This is a genomic window from Salinicola rhizosphaerae (genome assembly GCF_014652715.1).
In the GTDB taxonomy this organism is placed as follows: domain Bacteria; phylum Pseudomonadota; class Gammaproteobacteria; order Pseudomonadales; family Halomonadaceae; genus Salinicola; species Salinicola rhizosphaerae.
This window is the reverse complement of the sequence record NZ_BMZI01000004.1, coordinates 473,109-493,473: the sequence shown is the minus strand read 5'-3', so window position 1 is coordinate 493,473 and position 20,365 is coordinate 473,109. Positions and strand designations below refer to the sequence as shown.

Annotated in this window: 21 protein-coding genes; 13 read left to right on the top strand and 8 right to left on the bottom strand. The window is 65.1% G+C overall.

The window, feature by feature from the left end; genetic code table 11:
• The first annotated feature begins 110 nt into the window (after positions 1–110).
• On the top strand, positions 111–917 hold the full coding sequence (locus IE125_RS11055; protein ID WP_189444706.1) for a M48 family metallopeptidase: 807 nt from the start codon (positions 111–113) through the stop codon (positions 915–917).
• Positions 918–995: 78 nt separating this feature from the next.
• On the opposite strand, the gene aroE is transcribed toward IE125_RS11055, so the two are convergent.
• The 3 genes from aroE to tsaC form a co-directional block, all read right to left on the bottom strand.
• Complete coding sequence (aroE, locus tag IE125_RS11050; RefSeq protein ID WP_189444705.1) at positions 996–1,820, bottom strand: shikimate dehydrogenase; 825 nt, start codon at positions 1,818–1,820, stop codon at positions 996–998.
• A 63-nt stretch (positions 1,821–1,883) separates the two neighbouring features.
• Positions 1,884–2,798 carry an oxygen-dependent coproporphyrinogen oxidase gene (gene hemF, locus IE125_RS11045; protein ID WP_189444704.1) on the bottom strand — a complete coding sequence of 305 codons (915 nt, stop codon included), beginning with the start codon at positions 2,796–2,798 and terminating at the stop codon, positions 1,884–1,886.
• A 54-nt stretch (positions 2,799–2,852) separates the two neighbouring features.
• Positions 2,853–3,401: an L-threonylcarbamoyladenylate synthase type 1 TsaC gene (gene tsaC, locus IE125_RS11040; RefSeq protein ID WP_189444703.1), complete on the bottom strand. Its 549-nt coding sequence runs from the start codon at positions 3,399–3,401 to the stop codon at positions 2,853–2,855.
• A 255-nt stretch (positions 3,402–3,656) separates the two neighbouring features.
• Here tsaC and IE125_RS11035 point away from each other — a divergent pair, with 255 nt between their 5' ends.
• Positions 3,657–4,562: a 5'-nucleotidase, lipoprotein e(P4) family gene (locus tag IE125_RS11035; RefSeq protein ID WP_189444702.1), complete on the top strand. Its 906-nt coding sequence runs from the start codon at positions 3,657–3,659 to the stop codon at positions 4,560–4,562.
• Positions 4,563–4,670: 108 nt separating this feature from the next.
• Here the strand turns inward: IE125_RS11035 and dprA are convergent, their stop codons facing one another.
• Positions 4,671–5,837, bottom strand: coding sequence for a DNA-processing protein DprA (dprA, locus tag IE125_RS11030; protein WP_308430139.1), 1,167 nt, complete (start codon positions 5,835–5,837; stop codon positions 4,671–4,673).
• Positions 5,834–6,943, bottom strand: coding sequence for a LysM peptidoglycan-binding domain-containing protein (locus IE125_RS11025; protein WP_189444701.1), 1,110 nt, complete (start codon positions 6,941–6,943; stop codon positions 5,834–5,836). Before IE125_RS11025 ends, dprA begins: the two co-directional genes overlap by 4 nt.
• Positions 6,944–7,132: 189 nt before the next feature.
• On the opposite strand from IE125_RS11025, the gene def reads away from it, so the two are divergent.
• The 9 genes from def to IE125_RS10980 all read left to right on the top strand — a co-directional run bounded on the left by def (position 7,133) and on the right by IE125_RS10980 (position 16,770).
• A complete protein-coding gene (gene def / locus IE125_RS11020) occupies positions 7,133–7,639 on the top strand; it encodes a peptide deformylase (protein ID WP_189444700.1) in 507 nt (168 codons plus the stop codon).
• 84 nt (positions 7,640–7,723) lie between these two features.
• Positions 7,724–8,719 (top strand): methionyl-tRNA formyltransferase, encoded by a 996-nt coding sequence (fmt, locus tag IE125_RS11015; protein ID WP_189444699.1) that lies wholly within the window; start codon positions 7,724–7,726, stop codon positions 8,717–8,719.
• A complete protein-coding gene (gene rsmB, locus IE125_RS11010) occupies positions 8,716–10,068 on the top strand; it encodes a 16S rRNA (cytosine(967)-C(5))-methyltransferase RsmB (RefSeq protein WP_189444698.1) in 1,353 nt (450 codons plus the stop codon). Before fmt ends, rsmB begins: the two co-directional genes overlap by 4 nt.
• A 112-nt stretch (positions 10,069–10,180) precedes the next feature.
• The gene (pncA, locus tag IE125_RS11005; protein WP_229809057.1) at positions 10,181–10,876 is read left to right on the top strand and encodes a bifunctional nicotinamidase/pyrazinamidase; all 696 of its coding nucleotides are present in this window, start codon (positions 10,181–10,183) and stop codon (positions 10,874–10,876) included.
• 52 nt (positions 10,877–10,928) lie between these two features.
• Positions 10,929–11,135 carry a dodecin gene (locus tag IE125_RS11000; protein WP_189444697.1) on the top strand — a complete coding sequence of 69 codons (207 nt, stop codon included), beginning with the start codon at positions 10,929–10,931 and terminating at the stop codon, positions 11,133–11,135.
• 360 nt (positions 11,136–11,495) lie between these two features.
• Positions 11,496–12,869, top strand: a complete 1,374-nt coding sequence (gene trkA, locus IE125_RS10995) for a Trk system potassium transporter TrkA (RefSeq protein WP_189444696.1) — start codon at positions 11,496–11,498, stop codon at positions 12,867–12,869.
• Between the two features lie 79 nt (positions 12,870–12,948).
• Complete coding sequence (locus IE125_RS10990; RefSeq protein WP_189444695.1) at positions 12,949–14,397, top strand: TrkH family potassium uptake protein; 1,449 nt, start codon at positions 12,949–12,951, stop codon at positions 14,395–14,397.
• A gap of 104 nt (positions 14,398–14,501) precedes the next feature.
• The gene (locus IE125_RS10985; protein WP_189444694.1) at positions 14,502–15,716 is read left to right on the top strand and encodes a TraB/GumN family protein; all 1,215 of its coding nucleotides are present in this window, start codon (positions 14,502–14,504) and stop codon (positions 15,714–15,716) included.
• Positions 15,717–16,293: 577 nt separating this feature from the next.
• A complete protein-coding gene (locus IE125_RS10980) occupies positions 16,294–16,770 on the top strand; it encodes an Hsp20 family protein (RefSeq protein ID WP_189444693.1) in 477 nt (158 codons plus the stop codon).
• 115 nt (positions 16,771–16,885) lie between these two features.
• Here IE125_RS10980 and IE125_RS10975 read toward each other — a convergent pair whose 3' ends face one another.
• Positions 16,886–18,472 carry a BCCT family transporter gene (locus tag IE125_RS10975; RefSeq protein WP_189444808.1) on the bottom strand — a complete coding sequence of 529 codons (1,587 nt, stop codon included), beginning with the start codon at positions 18,470–18,472 and terminating at the stop codon, positions 16,886–16,888.
• Positions 18,473–18,714: 242 nt separating this feature from the next.
• Here IE125_RS10975 and IE125_RS10970 point away from each other — a divergent pair, with 242 nt between their 5' ends.
• Positions 18,715–18,993: a hypothetical protein gene (locus IE125_RS10970; RefSeq protein ID WP_189444692.1), complete on the top strand. Its 279-nt coding sequence runs from the start codon at positions 18,715–18,717 to the stop codon at positions 18,991–18,993.
• A gap of 26 nt (positions 18,994–19,019) precedes the next feature.
• Here the strand turns inward: IE125_RS10970 and IE125_RS10965 are convergent, their stop codons facing one another.
• Positions 19,020–19,322, bottom strand: coding sequence for a hypothetical protein (locus IE125_RS10965; protein ID WP_189444691.1), 303 nt, complete (start codon positions 19,320–19,322; stop codon positions 19,020–19,022).
• Positions 19,323–19,479: 157 nt separating this feature from the next.
• On the opposite strand from IE125_RS10965, the gene IE125_RS10960 reads away from it, so the two are divergent.
• Positions 19,480–19,740 (top strand): type B 50S ribosomal protein L31, encoded by a 261-nt coding sequence (locus IE125_RS10960; protein WP_189444690.1) that lies wholly within the window; start codon positions 19,480–19,482, stop codon positions 19,738–19,740.
• A 57-nt stretch (positions 19,741–19,797) separates the two neighbouring features.
• Here IE125_RS10960 and IE125_RS10955 read toward each other — a convergent pair whose 3' ends face one another.
• Positions 19,798–20,304, bottom strand: coding sequence for a GNAT family N-acetyltransferase (locus IE125_RS10955; protein ID WP_189444689.1), 507 nt, complete (start codon positions 20,302–20,304; stop codon positions 19,798–19,800).
• Between the last annotated feature and the right edge of the window lie 61 nt (positions 20,305–20,365).

Below are 20,365 nucleotides of genomic sequence, written 5' to 3'. Positions count from 1 at the left end.
AGTATCTTGAGCGCAACGGGCCCGTCTTCGCCGGCCGAGGCACCGGTGAACGACAGATTCCCGGCGGATAGCGGCCCATCATGACGAGAGACCAGACCTGGAGACCACACATGCTCGCCCGACCCGCCCACCGCCTGATCGCCGCCGCCGGCCTGACGGCACTGCTCGCGGCCTGCAGCACCTCGCCGATGGGCCGCCACCAGCTGGCGTTCTACTCCAACGATGAACTGTCACAGATGGGCGAGCAGAGCTTCGCTCAATATCAGCAGGAGCTGCCGACCGTCGGCGGCAAGCAGGCCAACTACGTGCAGTGCGTGGCCAAGGCGATCACCGCCGAGATTCCCGCCAGCGAGGGAATCGGCAGCTGGCAGGTAAAGGTGTTCAAGGACGATACCGCCAACGCCTTCGCCCTGCCCGGCGGCTATATCGGCGTCAATACCGGTTTACTGGACGTCGCTACCAATCAGAACCAGCTCGCCGCCGTGATCGGTCACGAGGTCGGCCACGTGCTCGCCCATCACGCCAACGAACGCGTCTCGACCCAGGCGGCGACGCAGACCGGGCTCTCGGTACTGCAGACGGCCGCGGGGCTGAGCGGCGCGGGCGGCGAGCAGCTCATGGGGCTACTTGGCGCCGGCGCCCAGTACGGCGTGATTCTGCCGTTTTCTCGGCAGCAGGAGTCGGAAGCGGATCTCGTTGGACTGGACCTGATGGCCGACGCCGGTTTCGACCCCCGCGTCAGCATCGATCTATGGCAGAACATGTCGGCCAGCGGGGGCAGCGAGGCGCCGGAATGGATGTCGACCCACCCCAGCAACGCGGGGCGAATGGAAGCGCTGCGTAACCGGCTCGACGAAGCCGTGCCTCGCTATGAGGCCGCCAAGCAGAATGGACGGCGTCCCGACTGCAAGGCGTGAACTCCGGATACGCGCCGATCCCAAGCGACAGCGTCCCCCGACGCGGGCGGGCGCCGCCGACTGGAATCGACGCAGACGCTACAGCTCGCTTCTGAGCGATTCGCGAATCGTCGCCGTCTCCGGGCGCACGCCGCGCCACAGCCAGAACGACTCGGCCGCCTGTTCGATCAGCATGCCCAGCCCATCGACCGTGCGCGCGCCGCGCTCGGCCGACCAGCGCAGGAAAACCGTTGGCTGCGCGGCATACATCATGTCATAGGCCATACCACCCTCGCGGAACAGGCGCTCCGGCAGCGGCGGGAGATCGCCGGCAAGGCTTGCGCTGGTGGCGTTGATCACCAGGTCGAACTCGCCCGTCACCGCCTCGAACCCGCAACCGTCGACGGCGCCCTTGTCGGCAAACAGCTCGGCAAGCTGCTCTGCCTTTGTGACCGTACGGTTGGCGATAGTCAGGGCTGCTACGCCCGCCTCCAACAGCGGTTCGACGACCCCGCGGGAAGCGCCGCCCGCACCGAGAAGAAGCACCCGCGCGCCCTCGAGCGGCGCGGCGTGGGCGACGAGATCGCGCACCAGACCGATGCCGTCGGTCGTATCGCCGTGAACGCGTCCGTCGGCGCCCACCTGCAGCGTGTTGACCGCGCCGGCCAGCCGGGCGCGAGCGCTCAACGTGTCGGCCAGCGCAAACGCCGCCTGCTTGAACGGCACCGTGACGTTGGCGCCGCGCCCGCCCCTCTCGACAAAGGCGCGCCAGGCACCCGCAAAGTCATCGACCGGCGCTTCGATCGCTTCATAGTACATGGCCTGGCCGGTCTGCTCGGCGAAGGCGGCGTGGATGCGCGGCGATTTCGAATGGCCAATGGGGTGGCCGAACACGGCGTAGCGATCTACGGCAATCTGCGTCATGCGGGGTGCATCTCCTCCTGGGTCTTTTTCGCGCCAGTCCTTGGCGGGCCGGCGCTCGCCGAACTAGCTTTCTGCCAACCAATCGTGCGGCTTGAGAAATGGCTGCAAGCGGGCTTCTTCGCTTCCTTCCGCCGGTGCCCACTGATACTGCCAGCGTGCCATCGGCGGCATCGACATCAGGATCGACTCGGTGCGGCCACCGCTCTGCAGCCCGAACAGCGTGCCGCGATCCCAGACCAGATTGAACTCCACGTAACGCCCGCGACGGTAGGACTGGAACTCGCGCTCGCGCTCCCCGTAGTCGGTTTCGCGGCGACGTTCGGCAATCGGCGAGAATGCCGGTAGAAAACTGTCACCGACCGCGCGCTGGAATGCGAAGCAGGTCTCGAATGGCCACTCGTTGAGGTCGTCGAAGAACAGCCCGCCGACCCCGCGCGTCTCGTCGCGGTGCTTGAGATAAAAGTACTCGTCGCACCAGGCCTTGAAACGCGGATAGACGGTGTCGCCGAACGGCGCACAGGCGTCCCGCGCCGTGCGATGCCAGTGGCGCACGTCTTCCAGATAGGCGTAATAAGGCGTCAGGTCGTAGCCGCCGCCAAACCACCAGACCGGCGCCTCGCCGTCTTTGTCGGCAATGAAGAAGCGCACGTTGCCGTGGACCGTCGGGACGTGCGGATTGCGCGGATGCAGCACCCAGGAGACGCCGACGGCATGGAAACTGCGCCCGGCCAGCTCCGGTCGCGCCGCGCTGGCCGATGCCGGCAGCCGCTCGCCGAACACGTGGGAAAAGTTCACGCCGCCCTTTTCGAACAGCGCACCCTCCTCGATCACCCGCGAACGGCCGCCGCCGCCCTCCGGGCGATCCCAGGTCTCCTCGCGAAACTCACCGCCGCCGTCGAGCCGCGCAAGCGAGTCGCACAGCGTGTCCTGCAACGTCAGCAGATAGTCCTTGACCCGTTCGAGATGGGGATGTGCCACGGTCGACGTCCTCCGGAATGACGGTAATGAGACGGAAAATGTAGAACCTTGCGCTCAGGCGCGCAGAACGCGATTGCTGAGCAGATCGCGAATGGTGCTGGGGCGGTCACGACCGCCGAGCTCGCCCTCGACGACGGCATCGAGTGCGTCGCCGAACGTCTGGCGAACCGCCTCGGCGCTCATCGCCGGCGCTTCGCCCGCGCGATTGGCGGAGGTCGAGACCAGCGGCCCGCCCCAGGCGGCGCAGAGCGCCTGGACCAGTGGATGATCGGTGACGCGCACGGCGAGCGTCGGATGCGAACCGCGCAGCAGCCGCCGCGCACGCCCGTTGTCAGGAATCAGCCAGGTGTTGGGGCCGGGCCATGTCTCGCGCAGTCGCGCCATCGCTTCGTCGTCGACGCCCGCGAGCCACTCGTCCAACTGCTCCAGGCTGCCGGCGATGAGGATCAACCCTTTCTCGCTGGCACGTCCCTTGAGCGCGATCAACCGGCGCAGCGCCATCTCGTTGTCGGGATCGCAGCCCAGCCCCCAGACGCCCTCGGTGGGATAGGCGATGATGCCCCCCTGCGCGAGTGACTCGATGACGCATTTCCAATCCCGCATGGCCGATCCCCTGCTGACGATGACGTGCTGTCGCCGACGCCCCGTTGACGACGCCCGGATTCTATCACGCTGACCCGACGCGGCGCCGCGTACACGCTGTCGCACTGCGGCGCGGCGCCAATCGCGACCCTCGAGCCCGAGCCACGCCGTCGACTGGCGATGATGGAGCCGCGACGCCATAGTGAGTGACCGGGAACCGCTGACCCGTCCATTTCACTCACACCCGTGCATTCGATCGATAACGAGGAGCGACACATGGTGCGATTTTCCCTGACGCGAACGCTGCTCATGCTGGCCCTGGCCGGGAGCCTCGGCGCCTGCGCCCAGCAGCCGGCGCACTCCACAGCGCCAGACCCCGCGCTTTCTGGTCAATCTACAGCGCCCGACCCCGCGCTTTCTGGTCAACCTACAGCGCCCGACCCTGAGCTTTCCGATGGCCTGATCATGGCGACCGCATGGATGCAGACCTCCGCCGAATACGCGGCGCTCAGTCATCAGGCGTTCAATCTGGCGCGGATGAATCTGGATCGCGCCCTCGACGAATCGCCCAGCGCCCAATCACGTCCGCCGGCCATCATCGTCGATGTCGACGAGACGGTGCTCGATAACACGCCATACGAAGCGTGGCTCATCGCCAGCGGCGAAAACTACGAAAGCGATAGCTGGCACCAGTGGGTAGAGAAGGCCAGCGCCGTGCCGACGCCCGGTGCCAAGGCGTTTCTCGACTATGCCCACTCGCGTGGCGTGGAGGTCTATTACGTCACCAATCGCAAGGCGAGCGAGGGCGACGCGACCCTGCGCAACCTGCGCCAGGTCGGCTTCCCCGATGCCGATGCCGCGCACTTCCTGCCGCGTACCGACTCGAGCGACAAGACCGCGCGGCGCCAGCGCGTGGCCCAGTCTCACTGGGTGGTGCTGCTGATGGGAGACAACCTCGGTGACTTCTCCGCCGGTTTCGATCGCGAAACCGCGCAGGCACGTCGTGCCGCCGCCGATGCCCAGGCGGATGCGTTCGGCAGTCGCTACGTCGTGCTGCCCAACCCCGCTTACGGCGCCTGGGAAGAAGCGATCTACGGCGGCGACTGGAGCTTGAGCGATGCCGAGAAGTTGCGCGCCCTGCGCAACCACATGGAGACCTGGAGCGGACCGAGCACGCCCTGAGGCCACGGCAGAACAGTCCACCGCTCGGCGACCCGTCGTCGGCGAGCGGTGTGACGATCCCGCACCCTGGGTTAGCGAACCCTGTGTCGACTGAAGACCCGGCCCGCGCTAGCGCCCTCGTCTCACCCAACCGCCGGCAGCGTGGCCGGCAAGCCCCTCGAGCTCCAGCTCCAGCAGCATGAGCTGCAGTGACGCGACCGACTCACCGGTCAGTTCGACCAGCGTATCGACCGGTGTCGGATCATCGCTCAGCGCCGCCAGCAGCGGCGATTCCGGCTCGTGACCTTGCACTAGCGTATCCGCCGTCTCGGCGGGGGGCGCGATCTCGGTGTCGGCTCTGATGGCCGCGTCATTGGCGTCATTGACGTCGGGAGCGCTCGACTGCCAGTGGGTGAGTTCGGCGAGCATATCCTCGACGTGACGCACCAGTGCAGCCTCCCCCTGGCGGATCAGGTGCAGACAGCCGGCCATCTGCGGATTGTGGATCGAGCCGGGCAGCGCGAACACCTCACGGCCCTGCTCCAGCGCCAGCCTGGCGCTGACCAGAGAACCGCTCTTCTCGGCCGCCTCGACGACCAGGACACCCTCCGAGAGCCCCGTGATCAGCCGGTTACGGCGCGGAAAGAATCGCGCGTGGGCGCGGGTCTGCGGCGGATGCTCCGAGAGCAGCAGACCACCGCCCTCGAGCAGCGCGCGATAGAGCGATGCATGACTTGGCGGGTAGACCACATCGACGCCGCAGCCCAATACCGCGACGGTGGCACCGCCCGCCGTCAGCGCGGCCTGATGCACTACGCCGTCGATCCCGAGCGCGAGACCACTGACGACACAGAAGCCGCGCTCGACCAGCTGCCGCGAGAAGCTGGCCGCATTGTCGCGCCCTTCCCGGGTCGGCCTGCGCGTGCCGACCATCGCCATGGCCGCCCGCGATAGCGGCGCCAGCTCGCCGCGCGCCCACAGCACCGGCGGCGGGTCGGGCAGGTGATCGAGCAACGGCGGCCACGCCGGGTGTCCGACGTGCAGAAGATGGTGATTGTCTGCCGCCGCTTCCCAGGCCAGTGCCGCCTCGATCGGCGCGTTCAGCGGGCTCTTGGCGGGGTGATCCAGCCACAGACGCAGCGGCTTGGCGAGATTGGCCGGCAGCGCCGCCAGCCAGCCGTGCGGCCAGCTCGGCTCACCCTCTTCACGCCAGCGTCGTACCAGCGGCGCCAGCCGCAGCGGGCCGAGCCCCGGCAGAAAGTGGAGCGCCAGCCAGTCACGCGTCGTCAGCGTCAACGCTCGCTCCCGCCGGCCACGGCGTCGCGCAGATCGGCCGGCACGACCAGTCGATCGCCGACCGCCAGCGCCTGGGACGCCCGCATGACCAGTGCATAGCTGACGTGATCGAAAACCCGAAAGACCATGACCGCTCCCGCTTCGGTATCCGGCAGCGTAACCCAGGTGTCACGGACGTCGTCATGCACTCGCTCCCCCTGGCGCATCACCTGCAGCACGTGACCGACCTCGACACCGTCGTCTCGACCGCGATCGATCGCCACGACGTCGTTGCGACCGATGAAGCGCACGCCGCTGGGCACCGAAAGGATCGTGGCGACCAGCGGCATCTCGGGGGCGCGCGGCAGAAACCGCGTCGCGATGCCGCCTTCGTCCAGGGCCATCAGCAGGTCACCGCCGCGAATCTCCTGCACGGCATCGAGCACCTCCAGCTCACCGACATCACCGACGTTGCGCACCACGCTGGCATGCCCCAGCCGATGCAGTTCGAAGCCCAATGATGCCTCGCCACCGGGCGCGTGATAGTCATTGCCGACTCGGTAGACGCCGAGACGACTCCCGGCCGCCGGCAGGTCGCCGTGAGCGTAGAGCGTGTCCCCGGCGCCGCTGAGCAGCCGTTGCGCCTGACCGGCGACCACGGTCGGCGCGTTCTCCAGACGTGCGGGATCGACGATCTGGTAGGCGTCGAGAAAGACTTTCACCCGATCCAGCGGCAGGCTTGGCACCGCCTCCCGTGTCGGCGCCCGGCGAACCGTCGGCGAGAGCCTGACCGTCTGACCGCGACCGCGCTGCAGATCGAGCGTCGGCGCGTCGCCGGCAGCGATGGTCAGCGTGATCACGTCGCCAGGGTAGAGCTGGGTCGGTGAATCGAGCTGCGGGTTGTGGCGCCACAGCTCACGCCACTGCCACGGCGAATCGAGATAACGGGCGGCGATACTCCATAGCGTATCGCCGGGCTGCACCCGATATTCCGCGGGCGCTCCCGGCTTGAGCGCGAGCGCCCAGCTGACGCCAGGCCAGGCGAGAAAAATCAGCCACGCGCCCATCAGCGCCAGCCGCCAGCCACGCCCGCCCGCGTCGGCGGTTACGCGATTCGATCGGATCATTACCGTTTTCGGCTCCGCAAAAGGGATATCTCATGTTGAATCGGCCATTGCTGGCGAGACTTGAGTGCGACCACGCGACCAAAGACGGCGGTTTTCCCGCCCGGCGGCGCGCACTACAATAGGCCCATAGCACGCCAGGGCGACAACACGCCGACTGGCGCCGATTCAGAAGATTTCGTCCGGACACTCATGGCCACCAGAACCATCCTCGAATACCCCGATCCCCGTCTGCGCACCAAGGCCGCCCCGGTCGCCGAAGTCGACGACGAGATCCGCACGCTCGTCGACGACATGATCGAGACCATGTACCACGCCTCGGGCATCGGTCTGGCGGCGACACAGATCGACGTTCACCAGCGCGTGATCGTGATGGACGTCAGCGATCAGCACGACTCACCGCTGGTCCTGATCAACCCGAGCTACGAGCCGCTCGACGACGAGCGACAGCCGCTGCAGGAAGGCTGTCTGTCGATTCCGGACTACTATGCCGAAGTGCCGCGTGCGCTGCGGGTGCACCTCAAGGCCACGGACCGCGACGGCAACGACTACGAGCTCGATGCCGATGGCCTGCTGGCTCACTGCATCCAGCACGAGTGCGATCACCTGGAAGGCGTGCTGTTCGTCGACTATCTCTCCCCGCTCAAGCGCGATCGGGTGCTGAAGAAGATGCAGAAACGTCACCGACAGGACGCCTGAGCCTCACCGCACGCCGTCAGTCTTTTCCAGAGGCCGGATCTCTCTCGAGACACCGGCCTCTCGTCATTCGAAGGAACTCGCCGCATGAGCCATCACCCGGACGGCAACGCGCTTCGTATCGTTTTCGCCGGTACGCCCGACTTCGCCGCCGAGAGCCTGGAAGCGCTGCTAGCCACCCGCCATCACGTCGTCGGCGTCTACACCCAGCCGGACCGCCCCGCCGGCCGTGGGCGCAAGCTGACCCCCAGCCCGGTCAAACGGCTCGCACTCGAGCACGATCTGCCGGTGGAGCAGCCGACCTCGCTCAAGGCAGCGGAGGCCCAGCGCACACTGGCCGCATTCGAGGCCGATGTGATGATCGTCGTGGCCTACGGGCTGTTACTGCCGCAGGCGGTGCTCGATATCCCGCGGCTTGGCTGCCTCAACGTGCACGCCTCCTTGCTGCCGCGCTGGCGCGGAGCGGCGCCGATCCAGCGCGCGATCGAGGCCGGCGACGACGAAACCGGCATCACGCTGATGCAGATGGATGCGGGACTGGATACCGGCGACATGCTCGCGATCCGGCGCACGCCGATCGACGCCGAGACCACGGGCGGGTCGCTCCACGACCGGCTGGCGGCGCTCGGTGGCGAGACGCTGGTGGCCGGGCTCGAGGCACTTGCCGCGGGCAAGCTGACGCCGACCCGACAGCCCGAGGAGGGCGTCACCTACGCGCATAAACTCTCGAAGGCGGAAGGGGCGCTGGATTTCAGCCAATCAGCCGTGGCACTGGCGCGACGCGTTCGCGCCTTCAATCCCTGGCCAGTGGCGTGGACGCGACTCGACGATGAGCCGCTGCGCCTGTGGCTGGCCGAGGCAGAAATGCCCGCGAACCACGCCACCGAAACGCTACCCGGCACCCTGCTCGAGCCGGCCGCCGATGCCCTGCGCGTCGCCTGCGGCGAGCGGGGACAGGAGGTCCTGCGCATCACGCAGCTGCAGCTTCCCGGTGGCAAACCGCTGGAGACACGAGCGCTGCTCAACGCTCAGGGCAGCCGTTTCGAACCGGGCAAGCGCCTGGATAGCGAGGTGAATTCATGAACACTTCTGCACGCAGCGCGAATGCCAGAGCGGTTGCCGCGCGACTGCTGGTCCCGGTGCTCAATGGCCAGGGATCGCTGGCGTCACTGGAGGCCGACCTCGCCGCCAGCGGCATCGCCGAGCGGGACCGCGGCTTCGTCAAGGCGCTCTGTTATGGCGTCTGTCGCCATCATCCACGACTGGACGCGCTGGCAGGCGAACTGCTGAGAGCGCCGTTCAAGCAGCGCGACAGTGACATCCAGGCACTGCTGCTTGCCGGTCTCTATCAGCTTCTGCACATGCGAGTGCCGCCCCACGCGGCGGTGAGCGAGACCGCCGGCGCGGCGAAAAGCCTCGGCAAGGCGTGGGCGACCCGCGTGCTCAACGGCTGCCTGCGCCGCTTCCAGCGCGAGTCCGTGGCGCTGCAGGGCAAGGTCGATCGCGACTCCGCCGTGGCGCTCAATCATCCCGCATGGCTGCTGCGCGAAATTCGCGACGCCTGGCCGGAGCAGTGGCGCGAGATCTGCGAGGCCAACAACGAGCCCGGTCCGATGACTCTGCGCGTCAACCGTCAGCGGGTGACGCGCGATGACTATCTCGCCCGCCTGCACGATGCCGGCATTGCCGCGACCGCCTGTCGCTTCTCGAGCGACGGTGTACAGCTCGACGCACCGCGTGACGTCCGCGAGATTCCGGGCTTCACGGCGGGCGAGGCCAGCGTGCAGGACGAATCCGCCCAGCTTTGCGCCGATCTGCTGGGCCCGGCCCTCGAGGGCAAGGCAACCGCAGAACGCTCGCCGCGCGTGCTCGATGCGTGCAGCGCCCCCGGCGGCAAGAGCGCGCATCTGCTGGAGCGCTTTGCACCCGCACTGACGGCGCTCGACGTCGACCCAGCGCGCCTGTCGCGAGTAGAAGCAACGCTCGAACGCCTTGGCCTGAAGGCGACGCTGCACGCGACCGATGCCAGCGACGTGAATGCCGACGCCGACTGGTGGGATGGCGTTGCCTTCGAGGCCATCCTGCTCGACGCGCCCTGCTCCGGCACCGGCGTCATCCGGCGTCATCCGGACATCAAGCTCACTCGCCGCCACGCCGATATCGCCGAGCTCGCGGCGCTGCAATCGCGGTTGCTCGACGCGTCATGGGCCAAGCTCGCGCCCGGTGGCACGCTGCTCTACGCCACCTGTTCGGTACTGCCACGAGAAAATGCCGAGCAAATCGCGGCGTTTCTCGCGCGCACGCCAGAGGCCAGCGCGGATCTCCCCACCGATCTGGCGTGGGGGCAGCCCGCCGGTGTCGGTCGCCAGCTTCTGCCGCGGGTCGCGGGCAACGACGGCTTCTTCTACGCCAGGCTCATCAAACGCCGCTGAGATCAGATCAAGTGCCGGTGAGATCAGGCGCCGGCGCCAGCGACTTGCGACTTGCGACTTGGATGACGGCCTTCGATACTGGGTAGGCCAACGCCACGCAGGAACCACCATCGTGTCCGATCCCGAACTCACCGATGAAGCCTTGCGCGAGGCCACCCAGCCCGCCGCGCTCTCGCTTGGCAACATCGCGACGGAAAGCGCGCTGATCGTCGTCGACCTGCAGCCGGATTTCATGCCCGGAGGCGCGTTGGCATGCGCCGAGGCCGATGCGGTGCTGCCGGGTATCGACTGGCTCCTGAATCAGCGCGCCTTCGGCCATGTCGTCGCGACCCAGGACTGGCATCCCGCCAATCATGTCTCGTTCGCCTCTCGTCATTCGCCCCATCAGCCCTTCGAGGCCATCGAACTCTACGGGCACTCGCAGACGCTGTGGCCGGATCACTGCATTCAGCGCACGGAAGGTGCCGCCCTGCACCCGTCGATCGACTGGTCGATCTGCGATGCGATCATCCGCAAGGGGAGCGATCCGGGCATCGACTCCTACAGCGCCTTTCGCAACAACGTCGGCCCGGACGGCCATCGTCCCGCCACGGGACTCGCCGGCTGGCTGCGCGATCGCCGAGTGACCGATGTCTACCTTTGCGGCCTGGCACGTGATGTCTGCGTATTGTGGACCGCCGAAGATGCCGTCTCGGCTGGTTTCAACACCCATTTTCTCTGGTCGCTGACGCGCCCGGTGACCTTCGAAACCGACGAGATCACCCGTCAGCGGCTGACCGAACTGGGCGTCGCCATCGTCGACGCCTGAATCCAGACGCCCGCAGGACGCTCGGGCGCCAACCCTCGAAAGGAGTTCTCTCATGAGCGATCACGTCTACAAGCAGATCGAGCTGACCGGTTCTTCACCGAAGAGCATCGAAGACGCGGTGCAAAACGCATTGAGCAAGGCAAGCAAGACGCTGCACGGCATGCGCTGGTTCGAGGTGACCGAGACCCGCGGCCATCTCGAGAATGATCAGCTGGCCCACTGGCAGGTGACGATCAAGGTCGGCGTCACGCTGGACTGACGCCACCAGGGCGGGGCATTGTTGCCTCGCTGGCGGTTGCGAATGCCGGCGCGTCGAGAGGCGCGCGGGCATTCTCGCATTCGTCTCTGTCATACACCCCAGTCATACACCCCAGTCATACACCCCAGTCATCCCCCCTATCACTCGCCCTCTATCCATCGCCTCTATCCATCGCCCTCTATCGTTCGCCCCTGTCATTCAACCCCGAGGCTGGTTATGCTACGCGCTGATTTCGGCGCATTCACCCGCGCCCTTCCAACGACGATGGCGGCAAGGCTTCGTCTGAAAAATCGCCGTGCGCGATACGTTTCAGGCCGGGCCCGGAACTGCCTTCACTCAGCGCTTCCGTGACGATCTCGCATGAAGATAATCATTCTGGGTGCCGGCCAGGTCGGCGGCACACTGGCCGAGCATCTGGCCCACGAAGAGAACGACATTACCGTCGTCGACATCAACGAAGAGCGCCTGCGCGAGCTGCAGAACCGGCTCGATATCCGCACCGTCGTCGGCACCGCCTCCTATCCCAACATCCTGCGTCAGGCCGGCGGGGAAGATGCCGACATGTTGATCGCGGTGACCAGCTCCGACGAGATCAACATGGTCGCCTGTCAGGTTGCGCATACGCTCTTTCGCACGCCGACCAAGATCGGCCGCGTGCGATCCACCGCTTACCTGACCCGCAAGAGCCTGTTCTCCAACGATGCCATTCCGGTCGACGTACTGATCAGCCCCGAGCAGGTGGTCACCGACCACATTCGCCGGTTGATCGAGTACCCCGGCGCGCTGCAGGTGCTGGATTTTGCTGGCGGGCTGGCCCAGCTGGTGGCGGTCAAGGCGTACTACGGCGGCCCGCTGGTCGGTCAGGAGCTCGGCTTCCTGCGGCGCCACATGCCAGACATCGATACCCGCGTCGCCGCGATCTACCGCCGCGATCGCCCGATGATTCCCAAAGGCGATACCATCATCGAGGCCGACGACGAGGTCTTCTTCATCGCCGCGCGCAAGGACATCCGTACGGTGATGGGTGAGCTGCGCAAGGTCGATCGGGATTTTCGCCGCGTATTGATCGCCGGCGGCGGCAACATCGGCGAGCGCCTCGCCGAAACGCTGGAGCACAAGCACCAGGTCAAGATCATCGAACACGATCTGCACCGCTGCGGCACGCTTTCCGAGAAACTCGATCGCACCGTCGTCCTGCATGGTAGCGCCACCAGCAAGCGGCTGATGCTCGAAGAGAACATCGAGGACTGCGATATCTACTGCGCGCTGACCAACGACGACGAGGTCAACATCATGTCGTCGATGCTGGCCAAGCGGCTCGGCGCCAAGAAGGTGCTGACGCTGATCAACAACGCCGCATACGTCGATCTGGTTCAGGGCGGCGAGATCGATATCGCGATCTCACCCCAGCAGGCCACCATCGGCAGCCTGCTGACCCACGTCCGGCGCGGTGACATCGTCAACGTGCACTCGCTGCGCCGCGGCGCCGCCGAAGCGATCGAGGCGATCGCTCATGGTGACAAGCGATCCTCCCGCGTGGTTGGTCGCGCTGTGGCGGATATCGATCTACCCGGCGGCACCAGCATCGGCGCGGTCGTGCGCGGCAAGGAAGTGCTGATGGCGCACGACGACGTGGTGATCGAAAGCGGCGATCACTTGATCCTGTTCGTGATCGACAAGCGACGCATTCGCGATGTCGAGCGGCTGTTCCAGGTCGGGCTGACGTTCTTCTGATGCCATCGATCCACCGCTTCACGACACTGCCGATCGCCACGCTCTCCCAGCCGCGCCGCCGCGCCGGGAATGCTCGCCCATGAGCGTTTTCGTGATCCTGCGCATCCTCGGGCTACTGCTGGTGCTGTTCAGCCTGACGATGGTGCCGCCGATGGTGATTGCGCAGATCTTCCACGACGGCAATTGGCATGCGTTCGGTGTCGGCATGGCCATCTCGGTGGTCACCGGTGCACTGCTCTACTGGCCCAATCGGCACGCCAGACGCGAGCTGCGCACCCGCGACGGCTTCATCATCACGGTGCTGTTCTGGAGCGTGCTGGGGCTGTTCGGGTCGATCCCGTTCATCGTCTCGAGCGACCCGGATCTGACCTTTACCGACGCTGTGTTCGAGTCCTTCTCCGGCCTGACCACCACTGGTGCCACGGTGCTCAGCGGCATCGATCATCTGCCGGACTCGATCCGCTTCTATCGCCAGCAGCTGCAGTGGCTCGGCGGCATGGGGATCGTCGTGCTGGCGGTGGCGATTCTGCCGACGCTCGGCATCGGCGGCATGCAGCTCTACCGCACGGAGATCCCCGGCCCGCTCAAGGACTCAAAACTGACGCCGCGCATCACCGAGACGGCCAAGGCGTTGTGGTACATCTACGTCATTCTCACCGTCATCTGCGCGCTGGCGTATTGGCTCGCGGGCATGAACTGGTTCGATGCCATCGGCCATAGCTTCGCCACGGTCGCGGTGGGCGGCTTCTCGACCTACGATGCCAGTATCGCGCATTTCGATAGCGCCACGATCGAGATGATCTGTGTCTTCTTCATGATCGTCTCCTCGGTGAGCTTCGGCCTGCACTTCGCGGTCTGGCGCGAGAGACGCCTTTTGCAGTACATCCGCGATCCCGAGTTTCGCTTCTTCGTGACGTTTCTGGGGGCGCTGGTCGCGATCACTATCGTCACGCTCTTCGCCACCGGCACCTACCACGATGCCACCGGCATTCGACACGGCATATTCGAAGCGGTGTCGGTCGCGACCACTTCCGGATTCAGCGTGGCGGACTTCACGCTGTGGCCGGGCGTACTGCCGATCATGCTGTTCATGGCGGCATTCGTTGGCGCCTGCTCAGGCTCCGCCGGTGGCGGCATGAAGGTGATCCGCATCCTGCTGATCTTGAAGCAAGGCATCCGCGAAGTGCATCGTCTGATTCACCCCAACGCCGTGTTCGTGGTCAAGCTGGGCAAGATGCGGATTTCCGAGGGCGTCGCCGAAGCGGTCTGGGGCTTCTTCTCGGTCTATCTGATGCTTTTCGTGGTGATGCTGCTGGCACTGCTCGCCACCGGACTCGATCAGGTCACCGCATGGTCGGCCGTGGGCTCCGCGCTCAACAACCTCGGCCCGGGGCTCGGCGCGGTCTCCACCGACTACGGCGGCATACCGACCGTCGCCAAATGGATTCTGGTGCTGGCGATGATGCTGGGTCGTCTGGAAATCTTCACGATCCTGGTGCTGTTCTCGCCGGCCTTCTGGCGGCGCTGACGGGCGTCGATTTGCGCCCGGCAATCGAAGCTCGGCTTGGGAAACGACACTCGGCAAGGCACACTGCTGCAAACACCCAATACCTGCCAGGGAATGCTCGCTTCATGTCAGACTCCGCCACGGGACCGCGTCAACGCGTCGAGCTCGCCGATCATCAGCTGACGCTTTTGGGCACCGCCCACGTCTCGCAAGCCAGCGCCGACGAAGTACGTGACATGACCCGCTCCGGCGACTTCGACGCCGTGGCGATCGAGCTCTGCGCTTCGCGTCATCAGAGCCTGACCCAGCCCGATGCCATGGCCAAGCTGGATCTGTTCCAGGTACTCAAGCAAGGCAAGGCCGGCATGGTCGCTGCCAGTCTGGCGCTTGGTGCCTTCCAGCAGCGTGTGGCCGAGCAGTCCGGCGTCGAGCCCGGTGCCGAGATGCGCGCCGCCGTCACCGAAGCCAGGCGAGCGGGCCTGCCGCTCTATCTGATCGACCGCGAGATCGGCATCACGCTGAAACGGATCTATCAGAACGTGCCCTGGTACAAGCGATTCGGGCTCATCTCCGGCCTGCTTGGCAGCGTGCTGTCGCGGCAGAAAGTATCGAGTGAAGAGATCGAGAAGCTCAAGGAAGGCGACGTACTGGAGTCGACCTTCGCCGAGTTTGCCGAGCAGTCGCAAGCGCTTTACGAACCGCTGATCAGCGAACGCGACGAATACATGGCGCTCAAGCTGGTCGAGCAGTTGCCGCATGGCGAGGCGAGGCGCGTGCTCGTCGTGATCGGCGCCGGCCACCTCAAGGGCATGAGCGAGCATCTACAGGCACTCGACGCGCAGCCGCCGTCGCCGAGCGAGGTCGTCGAGTCACGCTCGCGCCTGGAGCGTACCGCGCCGCGCTCGCGCTGGTGGAAGGTGATCCCATGGGTCATCGTCGCGCTGATCCTCACGGGGTTCGCCATCGGCTTCAGCCGCGACACCGCCTTCGGCTGGTCACTGGTCACCGAATGGGTGTTGATCAACGGCAGCTTATCCGCGCTGGGGGCACTCATCGCGCTCGGGCATCCGCTGACCATCGCCGCCGCCTTCGTCGGCGCGCCGCTTACTTCGCTCAACCCGACCATCGGCGTCGGCTTCGTTACCGCCGGAGTCGAGCTCTACTTCCGCCGCCCCACCGTCGGCGACTTCTCGCGGCTGCGCAAGGATGTCAGCCACTGGCGCGGTTGGTGGCGCAACCGCGTCGCCCGCACGCTGCTGGTCTTTCTGCTCTCCAGCCTCGGCTCCGCCATCGCGACCTGGGTCGCTGGCCTGCGCATCGCCGGACAGCTATTCGGCTAGCACACGCCCATCACCACCCCGTTAGTGAGCAGAGCTCCCTCCTACCAAAACCGCCCCCCATTTCGTGAGCAGAGCTCTCTCCTACCAGTGCCGGCTCAGATCCGGCGGAAACGGGCCCTTCGAATCGGGCTTCCTCGGCGGTAAGCCCGCCAAACCGAAGTTCTGTGGGAGCGAGCCCGTCAAACCGGGGTTCCGTGGGAGCGAGCTTGCTCGCGAAAAGCACAGGCCCCCATTCCTGCCCTGAGCTCTCTCCAACCAGAACATTCACGGTCGCTAGAAAAGCAGGTCGTTGGCGAGCCGTTGAAACCCTGCGAATCACCTCCACCTTTCCCCTGACCATCACGCGGTCTTGGCCGCGTGACCGGTCAAAAAATTCGGCCGCTGATGAATTACCCCTTGAAACTCGATCACGTGACCCTATTTAACATAATATCGAGCGGCGACACGGCAGCGAGAGCCATTGAGCGCCGAGCGCGTGCCAGCCGATCGATAGCGGATGCCGCCAAGCGGGTCCGCAGCGACGGTCCGGAATGGGTCCGGACGTCACGGTAACTTTGCTGAAACCAGGAGGTTCACCATGAACACCATGTCACTCTCTCCGCTGTTTCGCCGTTCCATTGGCTTCGACCGTCTCAACGACCTGTTCGAAGCCTCGCTGCAGAACGACGTTCCCAGCTATCCGCCCTACAACGTCGAGAAGCACGGCGAGAACGACTATCGTATCGCGGTCGCCGCTGCCGGATTCAGCGAGAGCGAGCTCGATGTCAACGTCGAGAAGCGCGTGCTGACCATCAGCGCCGGCAAGGGCGAGCGCAACGACGGCGCGCAGGTGCAGTATCTGCATCAGGGCATCGCCCAGCGCGCTTTCAAGCTCTCGTTCCGCCTCGACGAAAATATCGAGGTCCAGGGTGCACGACTGGAGAACGGTCTGCTGGTCGTCGATCTGCTGCGCGTGGTGCCCGAAGAACAGCGCCCGCGTCAGATCCCGATCAACGGTAGCCAGCGTCAGTTGACCGATTCCCAGGAGACGCGCGCTGACAGCGCCGTCGTCTGACGAAGCACCGAGTCGGTCACGGCTTGCACGGCGAACCTGGTTCGCCGCGCTGAAACAGCAACGCCCCCGGCGGAGCCTTCCGCCGGGGGCGTCGTGTTTTGCAGTACCAGACGATCTATCGCGATTCGCCGGCGGCCGCCTGCTCCGATGTTTCCGGCAGCACGCCCTGCGCCCGCGCCATCGCGTAGGCCGCTTTCGGTCCATGCCACAGTGTTGGAATCAGCATCAGCGCCACCGGCACCGCCGGTATCACCAGGAATTGCTGCAGTACACTGACCTGCCCCGCGCCCATCGACAGCAGAATCGCCGCCATCAGCGCGAAAACGACGCCCCAGAACGCGCGCAGCGCTCTGCCGGGATGCTCGTGGCCGGCGCACACCACGGCAACGGCGTAGCTCATCGAATCACCGGTCGTGGCAACGAAGACCGTCGTCAACACGAGGATCGCCAGCGCCATCCAGGTGCCACCGGGCAGCGCCTGTGCCACCGTCAGGGTCGCGACGTCGAACTGGAAGTTCTTCAACGGCTCGGCGAGATCGATCAACCCATTGAGCTGATAGAAGATGCCGGAACCGCCGAGCAGCGTGAACCAGATGGTCGTTACCACCGGTGCCATGACCGCCGTCGCCAGGATCATTTCGCGGATCGTACGCCCGCGCGAGATGCGCGTGACGAAAATCGCCATCGGCGGCGCAAAGCCGACGAACCAGGCGAAGAAGAAGATCGTCCACCATTTGAGCCAACTGGCGTCGGCGGTCACGGCCGTCATGGTCGACATCTCGAAGAAATGGCTCATATAGGTACCGAAGCCCTGGAACCAGCTGTCGACGAGGAACTGCGTCGGCCCCAGCAGCAGAATCGCCGCCCCGATCAGCAGGGCCAGAATGACGTTCAAACGGCTCAGAAACTGGATACCGCGATCGATACCAGTCACCGCCGAAGTGACATAGATCACCCCCAGTACCGCCAGAATCACCAGCTCGACTTCGTAGCCTCCCGGCAGGCCGAACAGATCGTGGAGCCCGAAGCTCACCTGCGTGGCGAGAAAGCCGAGCGGACCCACCGTGCCGGCCGTGACCGCAATCGCGCAGATCGCATCGGCGATACCGCCGAGAAATCCGCCCGCCAGACGATCACCGAGTAGCGGCACCAGCAGCGTTCGTGGTTGCAGCGGCATCCCGCGCTGGTAGTGCTGATGCGACAGAATTGCCACCGGCAGCGTGCCGAGAATCGCCCAGCCCGTGAATCCCCAATGGAAGAACGCCTGCGCCAGCGCGTTGGGTACCGCCGCTGCCGTGCCGGGCTCGGAATCGAATGCGGGTGGCGTCACCACGAAGTGGTAGATCGGCTCGCCCGCGGCAAAGAAGACCCCGCCACCGGCCAGCAACGTACACAGGATGATCGAGACCCAGCGAAAGGTGCTCATGTCGGGGCGGTCGTGCGAGCCGATACGCGCCTTGCCCGCTGGCGAGAGCGCCACGCCGATCGCGATGAAGAAAGTCAGCAGCATCAAGAGCTGGAAGGTGCTCCCGAACGTTCGCGCAGACCAGGTGAAGCCGGCACCGATCCAGTTCGCGACGGTGTCCGGCGCAATCGCCGACCCCGCGAGAAAGAGAACGATGAAGCCAATGGTAAGAACGAGAACAACCGGATCGCCAAAACGGCCACCCCGATTCGATGGCGCGTTGGGTTTAGAGGTCATATTGGAGGGGTATTGTTTGGGCATGAAGCGCGCCACACTACAGACCTTCGTCGCAGACGGCAAATGCGAAAAACCGGATTGCCCCCTCTCCATGCGCCCGGCATCCGCGTTCTCCGGACCTCGGACGTCGAACTGGGCGACGACGTCTACACCCAATAGCCAATGGAGCGGCAGTGAGAGAGAGTTCTAGTCTCGACAGAGTGGACAGGGAGAAATGGACCGGTCACGAGGAGAAGCCTTCCATGAAAAGCAGTCCCTTCATTACCGATAGCCTGCTGCTTCGCTGCCGCAAGGAGCAGGCCAATCAACTGCAGCGCGCGCGCCAGCAGTTCGATCCTGCGTCGCTCGAGGATCGCAAGGAGCTCTCGCTACTCGTCGAGCAGGCGATTCGCGAAGGCGAAAACTACACCTCCATCGCTCGCGGGCACGCCCACCTCGGCCTGACCGAGCGCGACCTGAGCGAGCTGCTCGGCCCGGAGGCGGCGATTCGTGAGCGCATCGACCGCTTCCAGCAGATATGAAAGCTCGGTACCGAGGATCGAGAAACTCAGTGCTGGCAGTGATTGCGGTAGCGAAATGAAGTGGTATCCAGCGTGACGCGCTCGTTCACCTTGCTGTAGTAGAACGGCGCGTACGCATCGCTGCCGCTGGCACGATACTCTCCGCAGGTGCCGTATCCCTTCTGCACCGTCTTCAGATTCCGCAGCTCGATCCCCTCGGCATCAGGCTGCTGCTTAGCGATCAGCGCCGAAATGTCGTCATCGACATGGCTTTCCGAAATTGCCTCCCCGCCGAAGATCAGCAGTGCCGCCAGCGCAATCGCGACAACGGGGATGAGGGCATTATGCATGGTGAAGACCCTGAAGCCGTTCAAAAGGAAACATCACACGTTCGTCAGCGCCTGATCATACCGGAAAGCGGGAGCCGCAGGGGCCTGGTGCGATAATGCCTGTGGCTCGCCACGCGAGGTACGTGATAACATAACAATAAATTCACCGGAGGTTCTCATGAAAGACGGCATCCATCCCGACTATCGCCAGGTCATCTTCCACGACACCAGCGTCGACCAGTACTTCAAGATCGGCTCGACCATGTCGTCCGACGAAACCATCGAGTGGCAGGACGGCAACACCTACCCGCTCGTACGCCTGGAAATCTCCTCGGCTTCTCACCCGTTCTACACCGGCAAGCAGCGCGAAGTCGGCACCGAAGGCCGCGCCGCGCAGTTCAAGCGCCGCTTCGGCAGCGTCACCACACGCCGCAGCTAAGCATCAGCAAGCGCAGTTCGAACACTGGCCGCCCTGGCCGGTGTTCACGTTTCTACCTCAGCTTTTCCCCAGCGGTTTCTGCATCCAGACCGTGCTGATATAACGCCCGTTCTTACACGCATACTGATCGAACACGCCCACCCTCTCGAAGCCAAACTTTTCATGCAGCGCCACGGACGCCGCATTGGGCAGCGCGATTCCCGCCAACGCCCGGTGAAGGTCTTGCCCGGACAATCGCTCGAAAAGCTCGCCGTAAAGCTGACTTCCCAATCCACGTTTTTCGCCGTACGCCGGAGCCAGATAGATCGTCGTCTCGAGCGTCTGCCGAAAGGCTTCGCCCTCGCGGTAGCGCTGCGCGCCGGCAAAACCGAGCACGTCGTTCCCCTCTTGTGCGATCAGCATGCAGGCTGGCGTTGAGTCATCGAGAAACTGAGAAAACCATTCCCGACGCCCCTCCACGCTCAGCGGCATCGTCTCGAAGCGGGCGTAGCTGTTGAGGATGTAGTGGTTGAGTATGTTGACGATGGCCGGGAGATGGCGCGCGTCTGCGGAAATGATCTGCATAGCTCGGATACGCTTTCTTCGTGTCGGGAGGCAGAGACCGCGTACTGCAAGCGCCGGCAGA